The following is a 20,136-nucleotide window of genomic DNA, read 5'->3' as shown; positions in this document are numbered from 1 at the left end:
ATAGGGGAATCAAACTCAGTTTTTTTGGAGGCTTTGACATGACGAACCTATCTTGGCTTACGTATGTAATGATCATTCTTGCCAGTTACCGGCTGACCCATTTGATCGTATTTGATAAGATTACGGAATTCATAAGAAAACCCTTTATAAAGCAAGAAAAAACCGTCGATCAAAACGGGCGCGCCGTCCAAAAAAAAGTCCCTTCCTCCGCATTCGGTTATATGCTGCAATGTTATTGGTGTGCGGGCGTCTGGTGCGCCATATTGATCGGCATCTGCTATTTGGTCTGGCCCCGCTATGCACATCCGGTTATTTTCATTTTGTCCATCGCCGGAGCGCAGGCCATTCTTGAAACTTGTGTCGGCGTCGGAACGAAGATCATTGACGTGCTCGCCGCCATGAAACATAAAAAGTCCTGAAGCGTTTTATTCGCTTTAGGACTTTTTTCTTTCCCTTTTAGGCTGAGAGGAGCAAAGCAGGCTTTCTGATTCACCGCCCGGAATGCTTCGGAATACCGTAAAGCAGAGAGGGGGAAAAACATGAAAAGCTGCCGTTTTAGCATGATATGGTTTTTGGCCGTTGTACTGACAGCCGGCATCTTTACATTCTCAGCATCCGCACAAGCAAGCGGCACTCAGCCGGAGAGAGAAATGAGAGCCGTATGGATCGCGTCTGTCACCAATATCGACTGGCCCTCTAAAAAAGGGCTGTCACCGGAAGAGCAAAAAAGAGAATACAGCAAGCTGCTGGATGACGTTCAGGAGATGGGAATGAATGCCGTTATCGTCCAAATTAAGCCTGCGGCTGATGCTTTTTATCCATCAGATTACGGGCCTTGGTCAGAGTATCTGACAGGAACACAAGGCAAAAATCCCGGCTACGATCCGCTTGCTTTTTTAGTTGAAGAGACACATAAACGGAATCTTGAATTTCACGCTTGGTTCAATCCTTACCGGATCACGATGAATCACACAAATTTGAATGCGCTTTCAGATGATCATCCCGCGCGTTCCCATCCGGACTGGGTCGCTGCATACGGAAAACAGCTGTACTATAATCCGGGCATTCCGGAAGTAAGACAATTTATAACGGATGGAATCAAAGAGGTGGTCAGCCGTTATGACATTGATGCGGTTCATATGGATGATTATTTTTATCCTTATAAAATTGCCGGACAGGAATTCCCCGATCAGGCGGAATACGAACGGTACGGAAAAGCTCACTTTGCATCAGTTGATGACTGGCGCAGGGATAACGTCAACCGGCTTGTAAAAGAAATCAACCAAACCATCAAACGAGAAAAACCTTATGTCAAATTCGGAATCAGCCCGTTCGGCGTATGGAGAAATGCCGCAGATGACCCGACAGGCTCCGAAACGGCCGCCGGGGTGCGGAACTACGATGATTTATATGCTGATACGAGAGAATGGATCCAAAAAGGATACATTGATTACATCGCACCGCAAATTTACTGGAGCATCGGATTTAAAGCGGCGGCATATGACGTCTTAGCGGATTGGTGGGGAAAAGAAGTGAACAATCGGCCGGTGCATTTATATATCGGGCAGGCAGCTTATAAAATCAACAACAATGCTGATCCGGCCTGGGCCGACCCGGGGGAATACGGAAGACAGATTGCTCTTAACAGGGGATCAGCATGGATAAAAGGCAGCATGCATTTCAGTTTAAAGGATTTAAACCGTAATCCGCTCGATGTGAAAAACCGTTTGATCAAAGACATGTACAGCCGGCCCGCATTAATTCCCGAGATGCCTTGGCTCGGACATTCCGCTTTAAAAAAACCGGCTGTCAAACGGGCGGAGAAGAACGATTCAGGCCATATACTCTATATTGAAGATGCGAAATCCAACGGTGAAAAAACGGCTTATTACGCCATTTACCGCGCAGAAAAGGGAAAGCAGCCTTATTTAGTGGATACAGTCAGAAAAACATCGTCACGGACGCAGACATTTTCAGATACTGATATTCGGGCGGAAGAAGCCTGTACCTATATCGTTACTTCCGTTGACAGGCTACACCATGAGAGCCGTCCCTCCGCAAAACGGACGGTTAAATAGCCATTATTAATAAACTGACAGTTGCGGCGCTGTCAGTTTTTTTGCGGCGGATGAGTCCGAATGTTCAGACTTCATTTGGATGGAATGAATAAAGACCCCCATTAATAAAATGTAGAAAGCAGCAGAAGGAGGAAGGTTAATGAATTTTCAACTGACAAAAGAACAGCAGATGGTGCGCGAAATGGTCAGAGATTTCGCCAAAAATGAAATTGCCCCGAAAGCCCATGAGGTTGATCAATCAGCCGTCTTCCCGATAGACACATTTAAAAAAATAGGCGAACTCGGGCTGCTCGGAATTCCGTTTCCGGAAGAATACGGCGGGGCGGGCGGTGATACCATTTCATATGCAGCAGCGGTCGAAGAAATCGGAAAAGCCTGCGGCAGCACGGGGCTGAGCTACGCGGCAGCCGTGTCACTCGGCGCAAGCCCATTATACTATTTCGGTACTGAACAGCAAAAGCAAGAACATCTTATTCCGCTTGCTTCGGGAAAAGCGCTCGGATCATTCGGGCTGACAGAGCCGAATGCCGGTTCAGATGCCGGCGGCACCCAGACAAAAGCCGAGAAAAAGGGCGATGACTATGTGATAAACGGAGAGAAATGCTGGATCACTAACGCAAATTACGCCCGCACGGTCATTGTCACCGCCGTTACGGGAAAAAACTCCGCCGGAAAACCGATCATTTCAGCTCTCATCGTCCCCACAGACACACCGGGATTTACGATCACAAATCCGTACGACAAGATGGGTGTGAGAGGGTCGGATACGGCCGAGCTTGTGCTTGAGGATGTCAGGGTGCCTGCCGATAACCTGCTCGGTGATCCTGAAAAAGGTTTTAAACAATTTTTATATACATTAGACGGCGGGCGGATCTCGATTGCGGCACTGGCTGTCGGTATCGCTCAAGGCGCGCTGGAGGCGTCGCTGTCATATGCGAAGGAACGCAAGCAGTTCGGCAGTCCGATATCGTCATTTCAAGCCATTCAATTTAAGCTGGCCGATATGGCGATGGAAATTGACCTTGCCAGACAGATGGTGCTTAAAGCGGCATGGCTGAAGGATCAAAACCTGCCATTTACGAAAGAAGCGGCATTCGCCAAGCTTTATGCTTCTGAAATGGCCGTCAGAACGTGCCTTCAGGCCATCCAAATTCATGGCGGTTCCGGTTATATGAAGGAATGCGGTGTCGAACGTATGCTTCGTGACGCAAAGCTGATGGAGATTGGCGAAGGAACGTCAGAAATTCAAAGAATGGTCATCGCAAGACAGCTTTTGAAGTGAAATGAAAACGTTTACCAAGACAGGGATGGAAGGGGGCAGGTCATATGGCTGAACTTATCCATTTAACAGCCGGAAAGCTGCTTGAGCGGACCGCGAAGCTTTTTCCGGATCATGAAGCGGTTGTTTACCCTGAGCGCAGCCTTCGTTATACGTATGCCGAGTTTGACCGGTTATGCCGGCAAACCGCAAAAGGGCTGATGAAGCTGGGAGTTGAAAAAGGAGATCATGTGGCCATATGGGCATCCAACATTCCGGAATGGCTCGCGGCGCAATTTGCAACGGCGAAAATCGGCGCCGTTCTGGTCACCATTAATACCAATTTTCAAATCGCAGAGCTCGATTACCTGCTGGCACATTCAGACGTCTCGGCCTTGATAATCATGGATTCCTACCGGCAGACATCTTATGTTGAGATGGTGAATAAGCTGATTCCGGAGCTGAAAACTTGTGAGCGCGGCAGGCTGCGTTCGAAACGTTATCCATTTTTACGGACGGTGTTATATATCGGTGATAAAAGCCCGCCCGGGATGCACCGTTGGGATTCTTTGCTGAAGGATGCCGAGTCTGTAACGGATGCAGAGCTTGACGGAAGGATGGACAGCCTGAAAAAGGATGATTGCATTCATATGCAATATACATCAGGTACGACCGGATTTCCGAAAGGCGTCATGCTCTCACATTTTAATATCGTAAATAACGCGGCCAATATCGCAGAATGCATGAAGCTTACTTCATGTGACCGTTTATGTATTCCCGTGCCGTTTTTCCACTGCTTTGGGTGTGTGCTCGGCGTGCTGGCATGTGTTTCCGCGGGTGCGGCGATGATTCCGATCGAACAGTTTTCTCCGCCGGCCGTTCTGAAAACGGTGGAGAAAGAAGCCTGCACGGCTCTGCACGGTGTACCGACGATGTTTATCGCCCTCCTTCATGACAGCCGTTTTTCTGAATATGATCTTTCCCACGTCCGAACCGGGATTATGGCAGGCTCGCCATGCCCGGCGGAAGTCATGAGAGAAGTGATCGGCAAAATGGGGATGACCGACATTACCATTGCCTACGGACAGACCGAAGCATCACCTGTTATTACGCAGACAAGAACGGATGATTCATTTGAAAGAAGAGTGGAAACAGCGGGGCGCGCGCTTCCCCATATCGAAGTCAGAATCGTTCGGCCCGGAACATCCCAAGAAGCCGCCCGGGGCGAACAAGGAGAGCTCTGCACCCGCGGATATCATGTCATGAAAGGCTATTATAAAAATCAAGAAGCGACCGAAGAAGCGATAGACAAAGACGGCTGGCTGCATACCGGTGATTTGGCGGTCATGGACGAGGACGGGTACTGCAAAATCACGGGCCGTCTGAAAGACATGCTGATCAGGGGCGGCGAAAATATCTATCCGCGCGAGATTGAGGAAATGTTATATCGGCATCCCGCGGTAGCAGACGTTCAGGTCGTCGGCGTGCCTGATCCGAAATACGGAGAAGAGGCCGCGGCGTGGATCAGGCTCAAAGACGGACAAACCGCTTCCGCAGAAGACATCAGAGCCTTTTGCAAAGAACATATCGCCCGCTATAAAGTCCCCAGGTATGTTTTGTTTACAGATGAATATCCAATGACAGCCTCCGGAAAAATTCAGAAATTCAAGCTGCGGGAAAAAACGATTGAAGAGCTCAAGTTAACTTAATGAAAAAGGAGTGCTTCACATTTGTTTAAAAAAGTCCTGATTGCCAACAGAGGAGAAATCGCCTTAAGAATTATCCGCACCTGCAAACGTCTCGGCATCCCCTCGGCAGCTGTGTATTCAGAAGCCGACCGGGACGCGCTGCATGTAAAAGCGGCTGATGAGGCCTATCCGATCGGTAAATCGAGAGTAAATGAAAGCTATTTACATATCGACAGAATCATAGAAGCCGCTAAATCCGCCGGAGCGGACGCCATTCATCCGGGCTACGGGCTGCTGTCAGAAAACAGCCTGTTCGCCGAACGCTGCCGGAAGGAACAAATCACATTTATCGGTCCGCCCGGTGATATCATTGCCAAGATGGGCAGCAAGATAGAAGCCCGAAAAACGATGCAAAAAGCAAAGGTCCCGATCGTTCCCGGTGTTTCAGAGCCATTGCCCGATGTTCACTCCGCCTTAGCCGAAGCCCGTGCCATCGGTTTTCCGGTCATGCTGAAAGCGTCCGCAGGTGGCGGCGGAATCGGCATGCAGATCGTACATTCAGAAGAAGAGCTGGCCAAAGCGTTCGAAGGCAATCAAAAGCGGGCCGCCTCCTTTTTTGGAGACGGCGCAATGTACATGGAAAAGGTCATTGAAAATGCCCGTCATATTGAAATTCAGATACTCGCAGATTCTTTCGGCAACACCGTTCATCTGTTTGAACGTGACTGTTCAGTCCAAAGGCGCCACCAAAAAGTGATAGAAGAAGCGCCGTCGCCGTTTGTTGACGATGAATTAAGACAAAGACTCGGTGAAACCGCCGTTAAAGCCGCAAAATCGATCGGCTACCAAAATGCAGGCACAATAGAATTTCTCGTCGACCAAAAGAAACAAATCTATTTTTTAGAGATGAACACAAGACTGCAGGTGGAGCATCCGGTGACAGAAGAAATTACAGGACTGGATCTTGTGGAAGAACAGCTGAAAATTGCCGCTGGGCAGGCGCTGACTTTCTCGCAGAAAGATATCAACCACCGCGGTCATGCGATAGAAGTGCGGATCTATGCGGAAGATCCGGTCACCTTTTACCCGTCACCCGGTACCATCTCGTCTTTTTCCGTTTTAAGACACCCGTCAGTGCGACACGAATGCGCCGTCGAAAAGGGAAGCGTCATTTCTCCGTTTTACGATCCGATGATTGCCAAAATGATCGTCACGGCGAATACGAGAAAACAAGCCATTGAACAACTGAAAACCGCCCTTGGCGAATATCATGTAGAAGGGATTAAAACCAACATTCCGCTGCTGACAAAAATTGCCCATTCAGAAGTGTTTGAAAAGGGTGAGGCGACAACCGGCTTTTTACAAACAATGAACGAGGGGGCGTCAAAATGAGCATCATAAAAATTCAGATGGCGGGAAACCTGTGGAAAATTCATGTGAAGCCGGGTGATGTCATTGAAGAAGGACAGGAAGTGGCCATCTTGGAATCTATGAAAATGGAAATTCCGATTATCGCTGATGCAGCGGGTACGGTGAAAGAAGTAAAAAAATCAGAAGGTGATTTCACTGATGAAGGAGAGGTCCTGATTGAACTTCAATAAAACGGGAGGTGCAGCATGAACTGTCCGAAACATGTCCGCATCAATGAAGTAGGACCGCGTGACGGCTTGCAGAATGAATCGGCGTGGGTGGATACAGAAGATAAGATTGAGTGGATCAATATGCTTTCAAAAACAGGCCTTCCCTATATCGAAGTGACATCATTCGTGCATCCGAAATGGATTCCGGCTCTTCGTGACAGCCTGGACGTCGCAAAAGGCATTGCCAGATCTGAACATACGGTCTACGCGGCTCTCGTTCCGAACCTCATCGGACTGGAGCATGCGGCAGAAGGCGGAATCGATCAGGCATGTGTATTTTTATCTGCAAGCGAAACCCATAACCAAAAAAACGTAAACAAACCGATTGACCGGACCGTTCAAGAGCTCAGGCGGGTTATTACTGAAGCAAAAGCTGAAAAAATGGCGACGAGAGCTTATCTGTCCACTGTGTTCGGCTGTCCGTACGAACAGAACGTGCCGGTCGAACAAGTCATCCGCCTGTCAGACACCCTGCTCGAAATGGGTGTTGATGAAATATCGCTCGGCGACACGATCGGCGCGGCAAACCCCTTGCAGGTCATAGCCGTGCTTGAAGCCCTTTTGCCGAGAATTCCCGCCTCAAAAATCGCACTCCATTTCCATGATACAAGAGGAACGGCTCTAGCGAATATCATTCCCGCTCTTGATATGGGCATCACATCCTTTGATACTTCCTCAGGCGGGCTTGGCGGCTGCCCGTACGCCCCTGGATCAGCAGGCAACGCTGCCACAGAAGACGTCATTTATATGCTCGAACAAATGGGGATTGATACCGGGACGGACATGAATAAACTTCTTTATGCCGCCGGCTGGATCGCGGATAAAATAGGCAAAGACCTGCCAAGCAGAAACCTGCAGGCATTCAGAACGAAATGAGAAAGGAGAAGCCATGGGAGATTGCGTCTTGTATTCCGTCTGTCAAGAAACAATCGGTCTGATCACGCTGAACCGCCCGCATGCGGCCAACTCGCTGTCTTCAGAAATGATTGATCATTTACAGCGTGTGATTGAAGACATCAAAAACTCGCCATCCATTCGTTGTGTCATTCTCACCGGCACCGGGAACACATTTTGCGCCGGTGCTGATTTAAAAGAAAGAGCGGGGATGGACCATGAACAAGTCAAACAAAGCGTCAGGCGTATCGGTGAAACGGCCGCATCCATTGAAGCTCTCCCGCAGCCGGTCATTGCAGCGCTGAACGGAACCGCTGTCGGAGGAGGCCTTGAACTCGCTCTCGCCTGCGATATCAGAATCGCCGTCAGCCGGGCGGGCCTCGGCCTTCCTGAAACAGGGCTTGCGATCATTCCCGGAGCGGGCGGAACGCAGAGACTGCCCCGGCTTATCGGTCCCGGCGCGGCAAAAGAATTGATCTATACCGGCCGAAGGCTTTCTGCCGAAGAGGGAAAAGACATGAAGCTGATCGAGCATGTTTGTGAAGCCGATGAACTTATGGAAAAAGCAACAGCACTGGCCGGCCGCATCGCCGCTAATGGGCCGATCGCCGTCAGACAAGCAAAATCCGCGATAAACAAGGGTCTGGAGACAGATCTCAATACAGGGCTCGAAATCGAACGAAAAGCATATGAACAAGTCATCCCCACACTTGACAGAGAAGAGGGCCTGCGCGCTTTTAAAGAAAAAAGACCCCCTGAATACAAAGGAAAATAAAACATGGAGGGACTCGAATGGATTACGAAAAAGAACGGCAGACACGCAGCAAAACGATTGAAAAGGGAGGAGCCGCGAAATATCACGCAAGCAACGAAAAGAAGGGAAAACTTTTTGTAAGAGACAGGCTGAAGCTTTTATTCGATGATGGCATATCCGTTGAAGACGCTTTTTTCGCCGAGTGCATGTCAGACGGACTGCCGGCTGACGGGGTCGTTACCGGGATCGGAACCATCGGCGGCAGAACCGTTTGTGTGATGGCAAACGACTCAACCGTAAAGGCGGGCTCGTGGGGCGCGAAAACGGTGGAAAAGATCATCCGCATTCAGGAGACGGCGGAAAAGCTTCAGTGTCCGCTCTTGTACTTAGTCGATTCCGCAGGTGCGAGAATTACGGATCAGGTCGACATGTTCCCGGGCAGAAGGGGAGCCGGCCGCATCTTTTATAATCAAGTAAAGCTGTCGGGCCGCATTCCGCAAATCTGTTTATTGTTCGGCCCTTCCGCTGCGGGCGGCGCTTACATTCCGGCCTTTTGCGACATTGTCATTATGGTCGAAGGCAATGCATCCATGTACTTAGGCTCCCCGCGTATGGCGGAAATGGTGATCGGCGAGAAAGTATCGCTTGAAGAAATGGGCGGCGCCCGTATGCATTGTTCCGTATCAGGCTGCGGTGATCTCCTCGCCCCGACGGAACAAGAAGCAATCATGATGGCGCAGACATATCTCAGCTACTTTCCGGCAAATTATACTGAAAAAGCGCCCGTCAACAAATCTAAGAACCCGAAAGCTTTTGAAAAACCGCTCTCAGATGTCATCCCGGCACATCAAAACGCACCGTTCAACATGATGGATTTAATTGAACGTGTCATTGATGAAGACTCATTTTTTGAGATTAAACCGTTATTTGCGCAGGAATTAATAACGGGGCTTGCGCGGATTCACGGACAGCCGGTCGGTATTATCGCCAATCAGCCGCGTGTCAAAGGCGGGGTTTTATTTCTCGATTCGGCGGATAAAGCCGCAAAATTTATCGCTTTGTGCGACGCATTCCATATTCCGCTTCTGTTTTTAGCAGACATTCCCGGATTCATGATCGGAACGAAGGTTGAGCAGGCGGGCATCATCAGGCATGGCGCAAAAATGATCTCCGCAATGGCGGAAGCGACTGTTCCGAAGCTTTCCGTTATCGTCAGAAAAGCCTACGGTGCCGGATTATACGCGATGGCGGGGCCTGCTTTTGAACCGGACTGCTGTTTAGCGCTTCCGACTGCGCAAATTGCCGTAATGGGTCCTGAAGCAGCGGTGAATGCGGTCTACGCAAAGAAAATCAGCGAGCTAGCCCCTGAAGAAAGGCCGGCTTTTATTCAAGAAAAGCGTGATGAATATAAGGAAGACATTAACCTTTACCGGCTTGCCTCTGAAATGGTGATTGACGGCATTGTTCCTGCTGATTCCTTGCGGGAAGAACTCAATAAACGTCTCACTGCTTACATGTCCAAACAACTGACATTCACACACCGGAAACACCCCGTATACCCGGTATAAATAAAAAAAAGACTGCATAGATCCGGCTCACAGCCGTTCTTATGCAGTCTTTTTTCACAGTCTTGATCTCATTTTCTTCACAACAAAATAAACAACAATAAATACGAGAGCCAAGATAATGATCGGAGTTGTATACATTCCGGCATAGCTGTCTACGTCTTTCCACTGTCCCCCGAGCTGATACCCGAGATAAACGAAAATGACAGACCACGGAATAATGGCAAGCGTCGTCAATATGACAAACTTGGAAAGAGGCATTTTCGCAAGGCCGGCCGGGATGGAAATCGCATGTCTGACGACCGGGATAAACCGCGCCGAAAACACAACGCCGGCGCCGTAACGGCGAAACCAGTTTTCCGCAACATCAACATGATGCTTTTTCAGAAGTAAGTACTTGCCGTACTTGTCCAAAAACGGCCGGCCCCCATAACGGGCGATCCAGTAAATAAAGCACTGCGCGATCGTTCCCCCGATCACACCGGCGACAATGGCGCCGATAAAGCTGATCGTGCCTTCTGACACCATATAGCCTCCGTAAGCCAGAACGATTTCACTCGGAATGATTTCGATCATTAATCCGAGCGCAATCCCTAAATAGCCCATACTTGTCAGCCAGGATAATATTTCACTAATAAAATTGCCCACACTGTTCACAACCTCTTTATCTTTTTACCCAATTATATGACTGATTGACAAGCAAAATGGTTACAAATTATTTTTTAACGCACGATTTCTTCAGATTCTCTTTTTAACACCTCTTCTAAATAAGCTAAAAGTTTCGGTCTCATTTCTTCCCGCAGAAGCCCGATCTCCGTGCCGGCCTTAAAACAGCCGAACTTATCTCCTATATCAAACCGGCTTCCTTCAAGCTCCCGCGCATAAATGCTTCGGGTGCGGCACACCTCGCGCAGCGCGTCTGTCAATTGGATTTCGTTGCCCGCGCCTCTTCCGATCGTCTTCAGCGTTTTAAAAATGGCAGGGGTTAATATGTAGCGGCCCATCACGGCAATATGAGAGGGCGCCTTTTCAACAGCCGGTTTCTCAATCAGATCCTCAACCTGGTATACATGACCGCTCTGCCGCCCCGTCTGTATAATACCATATTTGCTGACATCAGCAGGATCGACGGGCTGTACGCCGATCGTTTCTGTGCCGTGTTGGTTATAGACGTCTATGAGCTGTGAAAGAGCGGGAGTATCAGATACCATAATATCATCACCTAATAGAACGGCAAAAGGCTCATCTCCGATAAAATGCTCCGCACACAGCACCGCATGGCCTAATCCGAGCGGTTCTTTCTGGCGGATGTAATGAATGTTGGCCAAATCGGCGATCTGCTGCATTTCTTCAAGTGTCTCCGTCTTGCCTTTTTCCCGCAGATTGAATTCCAATTCCGCCGACCGGTCAAAATGATCTTCAATCGAGCGTTTGTTTCTCCCTGTAATAATCAATATATCTTCAATTCCTGACGCTGCGGCCTCTTCGACAATATATTGGATGGCCGGTTTGTCGACAATCGGCAGCATTTCTTTCGGCTGCGCCTTTGTCGCCGGCAGAAATCTCGTTCCTAAACCTGCTGCGGGAATGACCGCTTTTCTCACTTTTTTTCTCATTCATCTTCACTCCTGATCCTGTATGTTTTTCAGCGAATCTCCAAATACCCAGATTCGGTTTCCGATAAAATTCATCATCATTCCGCCGATAGTGGCGGCTAACTTACTCACCAATAGCGAACAGCCGCCTTTTTGAAACGCGTAAAGCAGCAAAAAGGTGATTCCCGACGCGGCAAGATTAATCATGAGAAATCGCATGATCTCTTTCCCGTCAGCCTTGCGTTTTACACGAAACGTCCACTTCCGGTTCCATACATAGCTGTTGATGATCCCTGCCGAATAGGAGCAGATCTGCGCCGGAAGATAGGGGACATGACAAGCGGCGAGAAGAAAGAAGACACCAAAATCAATCAGCGTATTGCCGACGCCTACAGTGCAAAAACGGCCTGCTGTCTTTACTTTTTCTTTCAGCATAACGGCATCCGGCTTTGACCTCCCTTCATAAGTAAGATGCGGATCGCTGTCCTATTTGTTGATATGGATTACTTTAACGGACAGTGTTGAATAAACAATTACTAAAATATGAACAAAACATGAAAACGTAATGAGGCTTTGCAAAACTCATTAAGTTAACAGTTTGATAGTTTAGGTTGACATATTCCGTAAGGGGCACTAATATTCTGTATAAGTGTTAACCTTTAATCATTTTGGTTAACATTAATTTTCAAAGTAAGAGAAAGGAGGGGAATATATGCGGGAAGAAACCTATTACAGCGTCAGAATGAGAGCTTCCCGAAACGCCCCCCATGAGCAGGGCGGAAAACACATTTCCGGCGGAGAACGGCTCATCACTTACGGCGGTTTACAGGAAGCGGTAGATGGCTTATTACATAAAGGCTTCTCGCACTCAAGAGGGATACCTGATTTTATGCAAATTCAGCTTGAAAGCGTTAATGAACCGATCGAAACGATCCGCCCTTTGCCGGTTGCTATCCATCAAACAGACACGCCGGAAAAAGGACAAGCGATCGCCCGCAAGCTTCTGCAAAAGGCGGGGATTCCCCCGCACATGATAGAGAAAGCGTACGAAAACATTGCGGAATATGCAGACGCAAGAGGAGCGGTCCTGTTTGATATCCGGGCAGGAAAACGCATTGACGGCAGAGGAAATAGAGGTGTGCGGGTATCCCGAGTGGATTGGCCGTCACATGATTTTCAAAAATGGGCTTTTACTCACAACATGCCGGAAAATTCACGAATAAAAGAAGCACATGCCATCGCGGCAAAAGTTTGCGCATATCCGGGGATTATTGCTGAATTGTGCTGGTCGGATGACCCTGATTACATAACAGGCTACGTTGCCGCAAAGAAGCTGGGATATCAGCGGATTGCCAAGATGAAAAATGCCGGAGATGAAAGCGGCTGCCGGATTTTCTTTACAGATGGCTCCATAGATACAGAGAGCTGTATCCATTTTTTGGAGAAGCAGCCTGTATTCATTCAGCGGGAGGAGAAATGATGAAACAATCAATGATTGAAAAAAGCAAACAGCATCTTTGGCTGCCTTTCACACAAATGAAAGATTACGATGAAGATCCGTTAATCATTGAAAGCGGAAACGGGATCATGCTGAAAGACATCAGCGGCAAAGAATATTATGACGGCTTTTCTTCAGTATGGCTCAATGTACACGGCCACCGCAAAAAAGAAATGGATGAAGCGATTCAAAAACAGCTTGAAAAAATCGCTCATTCGACTTTGCTGGGTATGACGAACGTTCCCGCAACAGAACTTGCCGAGATGCTGACAGGCATCACACCGGAAAAGCTGACACGCGTTTTTTATTCCGACAGCGGAGCGGAAGCAATGGAAATCGCTCTGAAAATGGCCTTTCAATACTGGAAAAACATAGGGAGACCCGAGAAACAGACGTTTATTTCTATGCAGAACGGCTATCACGGCGATACGATCGGAGCCGTCAGCGTCGGCTCCATTGAACTCTTCCACCATGTGTACGGCCCGCTGATGTTTGAAAGCTACAAAGCCCCGATTCCGTATGTATACAGATCTGAAAGCGGCGACCCCGTACAGTGCCGGGATGAATGCCTTCACGCGCTCGAACAGCTGCTTGCAAAGCACCACGAAGAGATTGCCGCACTTACGATTGAATCGATGGTGCAAGGCGCATCCGGGATGATCGTCATGCCTGAAGGCTTTCTGGCAGGCGTACGAAAGCTGTGTACGGCATATGATGTGTTAATGATCGTTGACGAAGTGGCGACGGGGTTCGGCCGCACCGGAAAAATGTTTGCCTGTGAGCATGAAAATGTCCAGCCGGACTTGATGGCGGCAGGGAAAGGCATTACGGGAGGCTATTTGCCGATCGCTGTGACGTTTGCCACAGAAGCCATTTATGAAGCCTTCTACGATGACTACGACAACATGAAAACATTTTTCCACGGCCATTCCTATACAGGAAATCAGCTTGGCTGTGCCGCGGCAATTGAAAATCTGCGTTTATTCGAATCAGAGCGCATCGTTGAACAAGTCGCCGAAAAATCAAAAACGGCAGCGAAATTTCTTCATGATCTGAAGCAGCTTCCCCATGTCGGCGATGTCCGCCAGCTCGGTTTCATGTGCGGCATAGAGCTTGTGCAGGATAAGGGGACAAAACAGCCTTATCCGCCTGAAAAGCGGATGGGATACAAGGTGTCCTTGAAAATGAGAGAGCTTGGTATGCTGACACGGCCGCTCGGAGACGTCATCGCCTTTCTGCCGCCGCTTGCCAGCACAACCGATCAGTTACAAGCCATGATCTCCATTATGAAAGAAGCGATAGCCGAGGTGACCGGCCGTGGATTTTAACGGATGGCTCCTCAAAAGGCTCGATGCGGTGAAAAGAGACGGGCTGTATCGGACGCTGCGAATACAGGAAACCGCTCTCAAAACCAAGGGGCAAAAGCGGCAGACCTGGGCGTCCAATGACTATTTAGGCCTGTCAAAAGATGAGCGGCTGATCACAGCCGCGCAAACGGCGCTGAGCCGGTTCGGAGCGGGAAGCGGCGGCTCACGGTTAACGACAGGAAATACTGTGTGGCACGAAAAACTTGAACAAACAATCGCGGACTTTAAACGGACGGAAGCGGCTTTATTGTTTTCAAGCGGTTACTTGGCAAATATCGGCGTGCTTGCCTCACTGCCTCAAAAAGGCGATGTCATTTTAAGCGATCAACTGAACCATGCGAGCATTGTTGACGGCTGCCGTTTATCAAAAGCGGAAACCATCGTGTACCGCCATATTGATATGGCTGATCTTGAGAAAAAACTTGCCTCCGTCCAGGCTCGGAACCGCCGCTTTATCGTCACAGACAGCGTCTTCAGCATGGACGGCACCATCGCGCCTCTTGACCGCATAATGGCGCTTGCAAAGCAGTACCAGGCATTTGTGATAGCAGATGACGCGCATGCAACCGGTGTACTCGGGGAAAACGGCGGGGGAACCAGTGACTATTTCGGTGTTTGTCCTGATGTTGTCATCGGCACATTAAGCAAAGCGGTCGGAACGGAAGGCGGTTTTGCCGCGGGATCAAACATTTTCATTGATTTTTTGCTGAATCAGGCGCGGACGTTTATTTTTCAGACGGCCCTCCCGCCGTCAATTTGTGCGGCTTCGCATACGGCATTTGACATCATATCAGATATGCACGATACGCGCCGTGAGCTGCAGACGTCTGTCAAAACGATAAAAACGCGTCTGGCCGATATGGGCTTTACCGTAAGAGGCGGAGATACACCGATTATCCCCGTCATCATCGGTGATGCAAAAACAGCGGTTTCAGCCGCTGCGCTGCTGGAGAAAAAGGGAATCTGCGCCCCGGCCATCCGCCCGCCCGCCGTTCCGGAAGGCGAAAGCAGAATCAGGCTGACCGTTACGGCGGATCGCAGCTTACAGGACATAGACGAGCTGACAGAAGCATTTGATTCCATTAGAAAAGAGCTGAATATAAACAAATGAGAAGTTTTTTTGTTACAGGAACAGATACCGGCGTCGGAAAAACCATCGTTTCTTGCGGACTTGCTGCGGCATTCCGGCAGAAACAGGCGGATATCGGAGTGTTTAAGCCGTTTTTAAGCGGCGTGCCGCGGACTCATCCGGAAAGTGACACCTCGCTGTTGAAAGACATGTCACAAACCGCACTGTCTCATGAAGAAATTACGCCATTTGAATGGAAAGAGCCGCTTGCGCCGTACACGGCCGCCATGCTTGAGGGGAAATCCGTGAGCATGGATGAAGTCATGGCCCACTGGAGTAAGATCAAAAATCGTCATGAGTGTTTCATCGTCGAGGGGGCAGGCGGCATTTCCGTCCCGCTTGGTGAAAATTACTTAGTCAGTGATCTGATAAAAGCCTTGGAATTGCCGGCAGTGATTGTCACCAGGCCTGATCTCGGAACCATCAACCACACATATTTAACCGTTGAATATGCGAAAAACATGGGGATAGAGGTTCTCGGCATTATTATCAACGGCATAAGGAGCAGGCCGGGGCTGGACGAAAAGACGAACCCGAGCATGATTGAAACATTATGCAAAGTTCCGATTTTGGGAATCACACCGAAGCTGGATCACGTTTCACCGGAAAACATTCAACACATGATTGAGAAACATATAGATGTTACCTCTTTCATGAATCTGACACAAATGGGGAGATAAACATGAATCAATGGATGGATCTTGCAGAGAGAGTGCTGGACGGGGCGGAAGTAACGAATCAAGAAGCGCTGGCCATTTTAAATTGTCCTGATGAGGATCTTTTATTGCTGATGCATGCCGCTTTTCATATCAGAAAACGATTTTACGGAAAAAAAGTAAAGCTGAATATGATTATGAATGCAAAATCAGGCCTGTGTCCGGAAAATTGCGGGTACTGTTCACAATCTTCAATATCAAAAGCGCCGATCGAGTCTTATCGGATGGTGGATAAGCATATATTGCTGAAGGGGGCAAAACGCGCCCACGACCTGAATATAGGGACATACTGTATCGTCGCCAGCGGGCGGGGACCGTCGAACAGAGAAGTAGATCAAGTTGTTGATGCTGTCAAAGAAATTAAAGAAACGTACGGTTTGAAAATCTGCGCATGCCTCGGTCTGCTGAAGCCCGAACAGGCAGAGCGGCTGAAACAAGCAGGAGTAGACCGGTACAATCATAACATCAATACATCACAAAGGAATCACTCAAACATTACGACCTCCCACACGTATGACGACAGGGTCAACACAGTGGAAACGGCGAAACAATCGGGGATGTCACCTTGTTCTGGTGTCATCGTCGGCATGAAAGAGACGAAACAGGACGTCATTGATATGGCGAACAGCTTAAAAGCGCTTGACGCCGACAGCATCCCGGTTAATTTTCTGCATGCGATTGACGGAACTCCGTTAGAAGGGGTAAGCGAATTACATCCGGTGTATTGCCTGAAAGTGCTCGCCTTGTTCCGTTTTATCAATCCGTCAAAAGAAATCCGTATCTCAGGAGGCCGGGAAGTCAACCTTCGTTCGCTGCAGCCGCTGGGACTTTATGCCGCAAATTCGATTTTCGTCGGAGATTACTTAACGACAGCAGGGCAGCAAGAAACAGAGGATCATCAAATGCTCCATGATTTAGGTTTTGAAGTCGAATCCGTTGAAGAAATGAAAGCCGGCCTGCAATCCGCCTGCAATACGGAGGTATAAGATGACGGCGGGCCTATCGATTGCACATCCGTCTCTTCATGCGGATTCGGATTTTTGGAATGACCCTTACCCGTTTTATGAAAAACTGCGATCCATTGATCCTGTTTATAAAGGGACCGTATTAAAATATCCGGGCTGGTATGTCACCGGGTACAAAGAGGCGGCAGCGATTCTGAAAGACACCCGGTTTAAAAACCGCATTCCTCTTCCGGAAGCTTCAACGAAATATCAAAATCTATCGCATATCCAGCACGATATGCTGTTATTTAAAAATCAATCAGACCATAAGCGGATGCGGATGCTTATCGGTAAAGAATTTACCGCAAAGACGGCGGAATCACTTCGCCCTTGTATAAAAGAAACGGTTCATGACTTGTTGGATCAAGTCCAAATCAAAAAAAACGCTGACCTTGTTTCAGAGTTTGCCTTTCCATTGGCAAGCCTTATCATTGCGGAGATACTCGGAGTGCCGAAAGAGGAGAGATATCAATTCAGACAATGGACGGCAGACGTCATTCAGGCCATTGATCTTACCCGATCAAGAAAGACGTTAGTCAGAGCCAGCGACACCGCAGGCAGGCTGACGTCATACTTCAGAGATTTGATTCACAAGCGGAAAGCTCACCCTCAGCAAGACTTGATCAGCAGGTTTATTATGGAGGAACAGCTTTCAAAAGAGGAAGTGCTCGCGACATGTATCTTACTTGTCATAGCCGGACACGAGACGACGGTAAACCTCATGTGCAACGGTGTGTTTACTTTATTGAAACACCCTGAACAGCTTAGCGCACTGAGAGAAAACCCCTCGCTTATTGAAACTGCAGTTGAGGAATGTTTGCGCTACGACAGCCCCGCGCAGCTGACGGCACGCACCGCTTCAGAAGACTGTGAAATAAATGGGAAGACCATAAAAAAAGGAGAGCAGGTATATATCCTTTTAGGAGCAGCCAATCGCGATCCAAGCATATTCGATCAACCTCACAAAATGGATATCCAAAGAAAGCCGAATCCGCATCTTGCATTCGGAAGGAACGCCCATTTTTGCATAGGCTCCTCATTAGCGCGCATCGAAGCACAAATTGCAATTCTCACACTGTTTGAGCGGATGCCTAAGCTTCGGCTGGCCGCACACCGCCTTGAATACCGCAAGCTCATTGGTTTTAGGTCGCTCAAAGAGCTTCCGGTTGTCATTGGCTGAATGACCATGCAGGAGGGCCGGATTTTATCGGTTCCTCTTGCAGGAAATAAATGAAAGAAAAAAGAATACATATTTATAAAGCAAAAATCCTCTCTGATTCATCTCACTATCCCTAAAAAACTCACTGCTCAGTCAATCAATATAATGCAGCAAGGGTCTCCTTTTCTTTCGCCAAAACGGAACATTCACCATGATGCACATTTTTTCAGCCTCAAAAACAGTGCAAAACCGGCATGTTTTTTGCTTTATTTTCTCGATTTTTTGTAAGCGCTTACTAATATGAGCAGAAAAGAGGGGGATTTGTGGACATTGTTATTATTTTATTGGCATTAGGCATGCTGATGTTTGCGGCTTACCGGGGCTTTTCAGTCATTTTATTCGCTCCGATTTGCGCGCTGTTTGCTGTGCTCCTGACAGATCCAAGCTTCGTACTTCCTTTCTTCTCGAATATATTTATGGAGAAGATGGTAGGATTTATTAAGCTGTATTTTCCCGTATTTCTTTTAGGGGCCGTTTTTGGCAAGGTTGTTGAAATATCCGGGCTCGCCGAGTCGATTGCAAAAACAATCGTCAAGCTTGTGGGAGCAAAAAGAGCCATTCTCGCCATCGTCTTAATGGGTGCGATTTTAACGTACAGCGGCGTCAGTCTCTTCGTAGCGGTGTTTGCCATTTATCCGTTTGCTAAAAACCTATTTATTAAAGCTGATATTCCCAAGCGTCTGATACCCGGTACGATTGCATTGGGCGCCTTTACATTTACAATGGATGCGCTTCCCGGCACACCGCAAATTCAAAATGTCATTCCGACAGCATTTTTTAAAACAAACATTTATGCCGCTCCCTGGCTCGGACTGATTGGTGCAGCATTTGTGCTTACGGCCGGAATGATTTATTTAGAATCCCGGCGCAAAAAAGCGGCCAATGCCGGAGAAGGCTATGCTGGATTTCAATCTGAAGTTTCCGCTGCAGAGGAATCCTCAGGTCTGGCTAATGAAAAACATTCGCCTGTTTTACCTCGGGAGGCAGAACCCAGCCCCGCGCGGCAAGTGCTCGCCTTTGTTCCGCTTATCCTTGTGGGAGTCATGAACAAATGCTTCACGATGTGGCTCCCGCATTGGTACCCTGACGGATTTGATTTTGCGCCGCTCGGTTTAGAAGCGTTCGGGAAGATTGACCTTTCCTCCGTCACTGCGATCTGGTCAGTCGAACTCGCACTGTTCATCGGAATCATGACAACGATTTTGTTCGATTGGAAAAAAGTCCTCTTCAATTTGAAAGAAGGACTGAATGAGGGCATCGGGGGTGCCTTGCTGGCGTCGATGAATACAGGAGCCGAATACGGATTTGGCGGCATCATTGCGGCGCTTCCCGGCTTTAAAATGGTCAGCAGCGGCATATCGCAGACGTTTACTGATCCGCTCGTCAACGGAGCGGTGACGACCACTGCGCTTGCCGGGATTACAGGATCGGCATCAGGAGGAATGGGCATCGCTTTAAGCACGATGTCAGCAGCGTATACAGAAGCAATCAATACATTCCACATCCCGCCGGAGGTCATGCACCGGGTAATTTCGATGGCCTCCGGCGGGATGGACACTCTTCCGCATAATGGCGCCGTCATTACGCTGCTCGCGGTCACCGGGTTGACCCACCGCCAATCTTACAGGGATATCTTTGCCATTACCGTCATTAAAACAGCCGCTGTGTTTGTCATCATCGCCATTTTCAGTCTGACGGGCCTTGTGTAGCCAAAACAGAAAGGGGAAACGA

19 protein-coding genes are annotated in these 20,136 nt (G+C 48.6%); 16 read left to right on the top strand and 3 right to left on the bottom strand.

Annotation, left to right across the window (positions count from 1 at the left end; all coding sequences use genetic code 11):
* The first annotated feature begins 38 nt into the window (after positions 1 to 38).
* From J6600_RS09400 to J6600_RS09360, 9 genes are all read left to right on the top strand, one after another.
* Positions 39 to 419: a DUF1360 domain-containing protein gene (locus tag J6600_RS09400; protein WP_014418069.1), complete on the top strand. Its 381-nt coding sequence runs from the start codon at positions 39 to 41 to the stop codon at positions 417 to 419.
* Between the two features lie 120 nt (positions 420 to 539).
* Positions 540 to 2,078: a glycoside hydrolase family 10-like protein gene (locus tag J6600_RS09395; protein ID WP_209388307.1), complete on the top strand. Its 1,539-nt coding sequence runs from the start codon at positions 540 to 542 to the stop codon at positions 2,076 to 2,078.
* Between the two features lie 139 nt (positions 2,079 to 2,217).
* Complete coding sequence (locus tag J6600_RS09390) at positions 2,218 to 3,360, top strand: acyl-CoA dehydrogenase family protein (protein WP_003153894.1); 1,143 nt, start codon at positions 2,218 to 2,220, stop codon at positions 3,358 to 3,360.
* A 44-nt stretch (positions 3,361 to 3,404) separates the two neighbouring features.
* Positions 3,405 to 5,045, top strand: a complete 1,641-nt coding sequence (locus tag J6600_RS09385) for an AMP-binding protein (protein ID WP_209388306.1) — start codon at positions 3,405 to 3,407, stop codon at positions 5,043 to 5,045.
* 21 nt (positions 5,046 to 5,066) lie between these two features.
* Positions 5,067 to 6,416, top strand: coding sequence for an acetyl-CoA carboxylase biotin carboxylase subunit (locus tag J6600_RS09380; protein WP_021493381.1), 1,350 nt, complete (start codon positions 5,067 to 5,069; stop codon positions 6,414 to 6,416).
* A complete protein-coding gene (locus J6600_RS09375) occupies positions 6,413 to 6,625 on the top strand; it encodes an acetyl-CoA carboxylase biotin carboxyl carrier protein subunit (protein WP_061862266.1) in 213 nt (70 codons plus the stop codon). The genes J6600_RS09380 and J6600_RS09375 overlap by 4 nt, the downstream gene beginning before the upstream one ends.
* Before the next feature lie 15 nt (positions 6,626 to 6,640).
* Complete coding sequence (locus tag J6600_RS09370; protein ID WP_007611850.1) at positions 6,641 to 7,540, top strand: hydroxymethylglutaryl-CoA lyase; 900 nt, start codon at positions 6,641 to 6,643, stop codon at positions 7,538 to 7,540.
* 13 nt (positions 7,541 to 7,553) lie between these two features.
* Entirely contained in the window at positions 7,554 to 8,333 is a 780-nt protein-coding gene (locus J6600_RS09365) for an enoyl-CoA hydratase (RefSeq protein ID WP_209388305.1), read from the top strand.
* A gap of 17 nt (positions 8,334 to 8,350) precedes the next feature.
* Entirely contained in the window at positions 8,351 to 9,880 is a 1,530-nt protein-coding gene (locus J6600_RS09360; RefSeq protein WP_021493384.1) for an acyl-CoA carboxylase subunit beta, read from the top strand.
* Positions 9,881 to 9,934: 54 nt separating this feature from the next.
* On the opposite strand, the gene uptA is transcribed toward J6600_RS09360, so the two are convergent.
* The 3 genes from uptA to J6600_RS09345 form a co-directional block, all read right to left on the bottom strand.
* Entirely contained in the window at positions 9,935 to 10,525 is a 591-nt protein-coding gene (gene uptA / locus J6600_RS09355) for an undecaprenyl phosphate transporter UptA (protein ID WP_007410125.1), read from the bottom strand.
* A 74-nt stretch (positions 10,526 to 10,599) separates the two neighbouring features.
* The gene (gene galU, locus J6600_RS09350) at positions 10,600 to 11,493 is read right to left on the bottom strand and encodes a UTP--glucose-1-phosphate uridylyltransferase GalU (protein ID WP_100261825.1); all 894 of its coding nucleotides are present in this window, start codon (positions 11,491 to 11,493) and stop codon (positions 10,600 to 10,602) included.
* Between the two features lie 6 nt (positions 11,494 to 11,499).
* Positions 11,500 to 11,907, bottom strand: coding sequence for a GtrA family protein (locus J6600_RS09345; protein ID WP_017417912.1), 408 nt, complete (start codon positions 11,905 to 11,907; stop codon positions 11,500 to 11,502).
* A 277-nt stretch (positions 11,908 to 12,184) separates the two neighbouring features.
* Here J6600_RS09345 and J6600_RS09340 point away from each other — a divergent pair, with 277 nt between their 5' ends.
* The 7 genes from J6600_RS09340 to J6600_RS09310 all read left to right on the top strand — a co-directional run bounded on the left by J6600_RS09340 (position 12,185) and on the right by J6600_RS09310 (position 20,114).
* The gene (locus tag J6600_RS09340) at positions 12,185 to 12,952 is read left to right on the top strand and encodes a 6-carboxyhexanoate--CoA ligase (protein ID WP_209388304.1); all 768 of its coding nucleotides are present in this window, start codon (positions 12,185 to 12,187) and stop codon (positions 12,950 to 12,952) included.
* Positions 12,952 to 14,298, top strand: coding sequence for an adenosylmethionine--8-amino-7-oxononanoate transaminase (gene bioA, locus J6600_RS09335; RefSeq protein ID WP_209388339.1), 1,347 nt, complete (start codon positions 12,952 to 12,954; stop codon positions 14,296 to 14,298). The genes J6600_RS09340 and bioA overlap by 1 nt, the downstream gene beginning before the upstream one ends.
* Positions 14,288 to 15,448, top strand: a complete 1,161-nt coding sequence (bioF, locus tag J6600_RS09330; RefSeq protein WP_209388303.1) for an 8-amino-7-oxononanoate synthase — start codon at positions 14,288 to 14,290, stop codon at positions 15,446 to 15,448. The genes bioA and bioF overlap by 11 nt, the downstream gene beginning before the upstream one ends.
* Positions 15,445 to 16,146: a dethiobiotin synthase gene (gene bioD, locus J6600_RS09325; protein ID WP_209388302.1), complete on the top strand. Its 702-nt coding sequence runs from the start codon at positions 15,445 to 15,447 to the stop codon at positions 16,144 to 16,146. Before bioF ends, bioD begins: the two co-directional genes overlap by 4 nt.
* A gap of 2 nt (positions 16,147 to 16,148) precedes the next feature.
* Positions 16,149 to 17,168: a biotin synthase BioB gene (gene bioB, locus J6600_RS09320; RefSeq protein ID WP_007410132.1), complete on the top strand. Its 1,020-nt coding sequence runs from the start codon at positions 16,149 to 16,151 to the stop codon at positions 17,166 to 17,168.
* Position 17,169: 1 nt separating this feature from the next.
* Complete coding sequence (locus J6600_RS09315; RefSeq protein ID WP_209388301.1) at positions 17,170 to 18,366, top strand: cytochrome P450; 1,197 nt, start codon at positions 17,170 to 17,172, stop codon at positions 18,364 to 18,366.
* A gap of 302 nt (positions 18,367 to 18,668) precedes the next feature.
* A complete protein-coding gene (locus tag J6600_RS09310) occupies positions 18,669 to 20,114 on the top strand; it encodes a GntP family permease (RefSeq protein WP_209388300.1) in 1,446 nt (481 codons plus the stop codon).
* The last annotated feature ends 22 nt before the right edge of the window (positions 20,115 to 20,136 follow it).

This window comes from Bacillus sp. LJBV19, from assembly GCF_017797845.1.
Taxonomy (GTDB): Bacteria; Bacillota; Bacilli; order Bacillales; family Bacillaceae; genus Bacillus; species Bacillus velezensis.
Note: the sequence above shows the minus strand (reverse complement) of the source record. Positions and strands in the feature narration are given on the sequence as shown.

What these genes read in the sequence shown, in the direction of transcription:
- J6600_RS09365 (WP_209388305.1), top strand. Translation starts at nt 7,554, where the DNA reads ATGGGAGATTGCGTCTTGTATTCCGTCTGTCAAGAAACAATCGGTCTG.
- J6600_RS09400 (WP_014418069.1), top strand. Translation starts at nt 39, where the DNA reads ATGACGAACCTATCTTGGCTTACGTATGTAATGATCATTCTTGCCAGT.
- J6600_RS09390 (WP_003153894.1), top strand. Translation starts at nt 2,218, where the DNA reads ATGAATTTTCAACTGACAAAAGAACAGCAGATGGTGCGCGAAATGGTC.
- bioA (WP_209388339.1), top strand. Translation starts at nt 12,952, where the DNA reads ATGAAACAATCAATGATTGAAAAAAGCAAACAGCATCTTTGGCTGCCT.
- bioD (WP_209388302.1), top strand. Translation starts at nt 15,445, where the DNA reads ATGAGAAGTTTTTTTGTTACAGGAACAGATACCGGCGTCGGAAAAACC.
- J6600_RS09360 (WP_021493384.1), top strand. Translation starts at nt 8,351, where the DNA reads ATGGATTACGAAAAAGAACGGCAGACACGCAGCAAAACGATTGAAAAG.
- galU (WP_100261825.1), bottom strand. Translation starts at nt 11,493, where the DNA reads ATGAGAAAAAAAGTGAGAAAAGCGGTCATTCCCGCAGCAGGTTTAGGA.
- J6600_RS09345 (WP_017417912.1), bottom strand. Translation starts at nt 11,907, where the DNA reads ATGCTGAAAGAAAAAGTAAAGACAGCAGGCCGTTTTTGCACTGTAGGC.
- J6600_RS09375 (WP_061862266.1), top strand. Translation starts at nt 6,413, where the DNA reads ATGAGCATCATAAAAATTCAGATGGCGGGAAACCTGTGGAAAATTCAT.
- J6600_RS09315 (WP_209388301.1), top strand. Translation starts at nt 17,170, where the DNA reads ATGACGGCGGGCCTATCGATTGCACATCCGTCTCTTCATGCGGATTCG.
- J6600_RS09385 (WP_209388306.1), top strand. Translation starts at nt 3,405, where the DNA reads ATGGCTGAACTTATCCATTTAACAGCCGGAAAGCTGCTTGAGCGGACC.
- J6600_RS09370 (WP_007611850.1), top strand. Translation starts at nt 6,641, where the DNA reads ATGAACTGTCCGAAACATGTCCGCATCAATGAAGTAGGACCGCGTGAC.
- J6600_RS09395 (WP_209388307.1), top strand. Translation starts at nt 540, where the DNA reads ATGAAAAGCTGCCGTTTTAGCATGATATGGTTTTTGGCCGTTGTACTG.
- bioB (WP_007410132.1), top strand. Translation starts at nt 16,149, where the DNA reads ATGAATCAATGGATGGATCTTGCAGAGAGAGTGCTGGACGGGGCGGAA.
- J6600_RS09340 (WP_209388304.1), top strand. Translation starts at nt 12,185, where the DNA reads ATGCGGGAAGAAACCTATTACAGCGTCAGAATGAGAGCTTCCCGAAAC.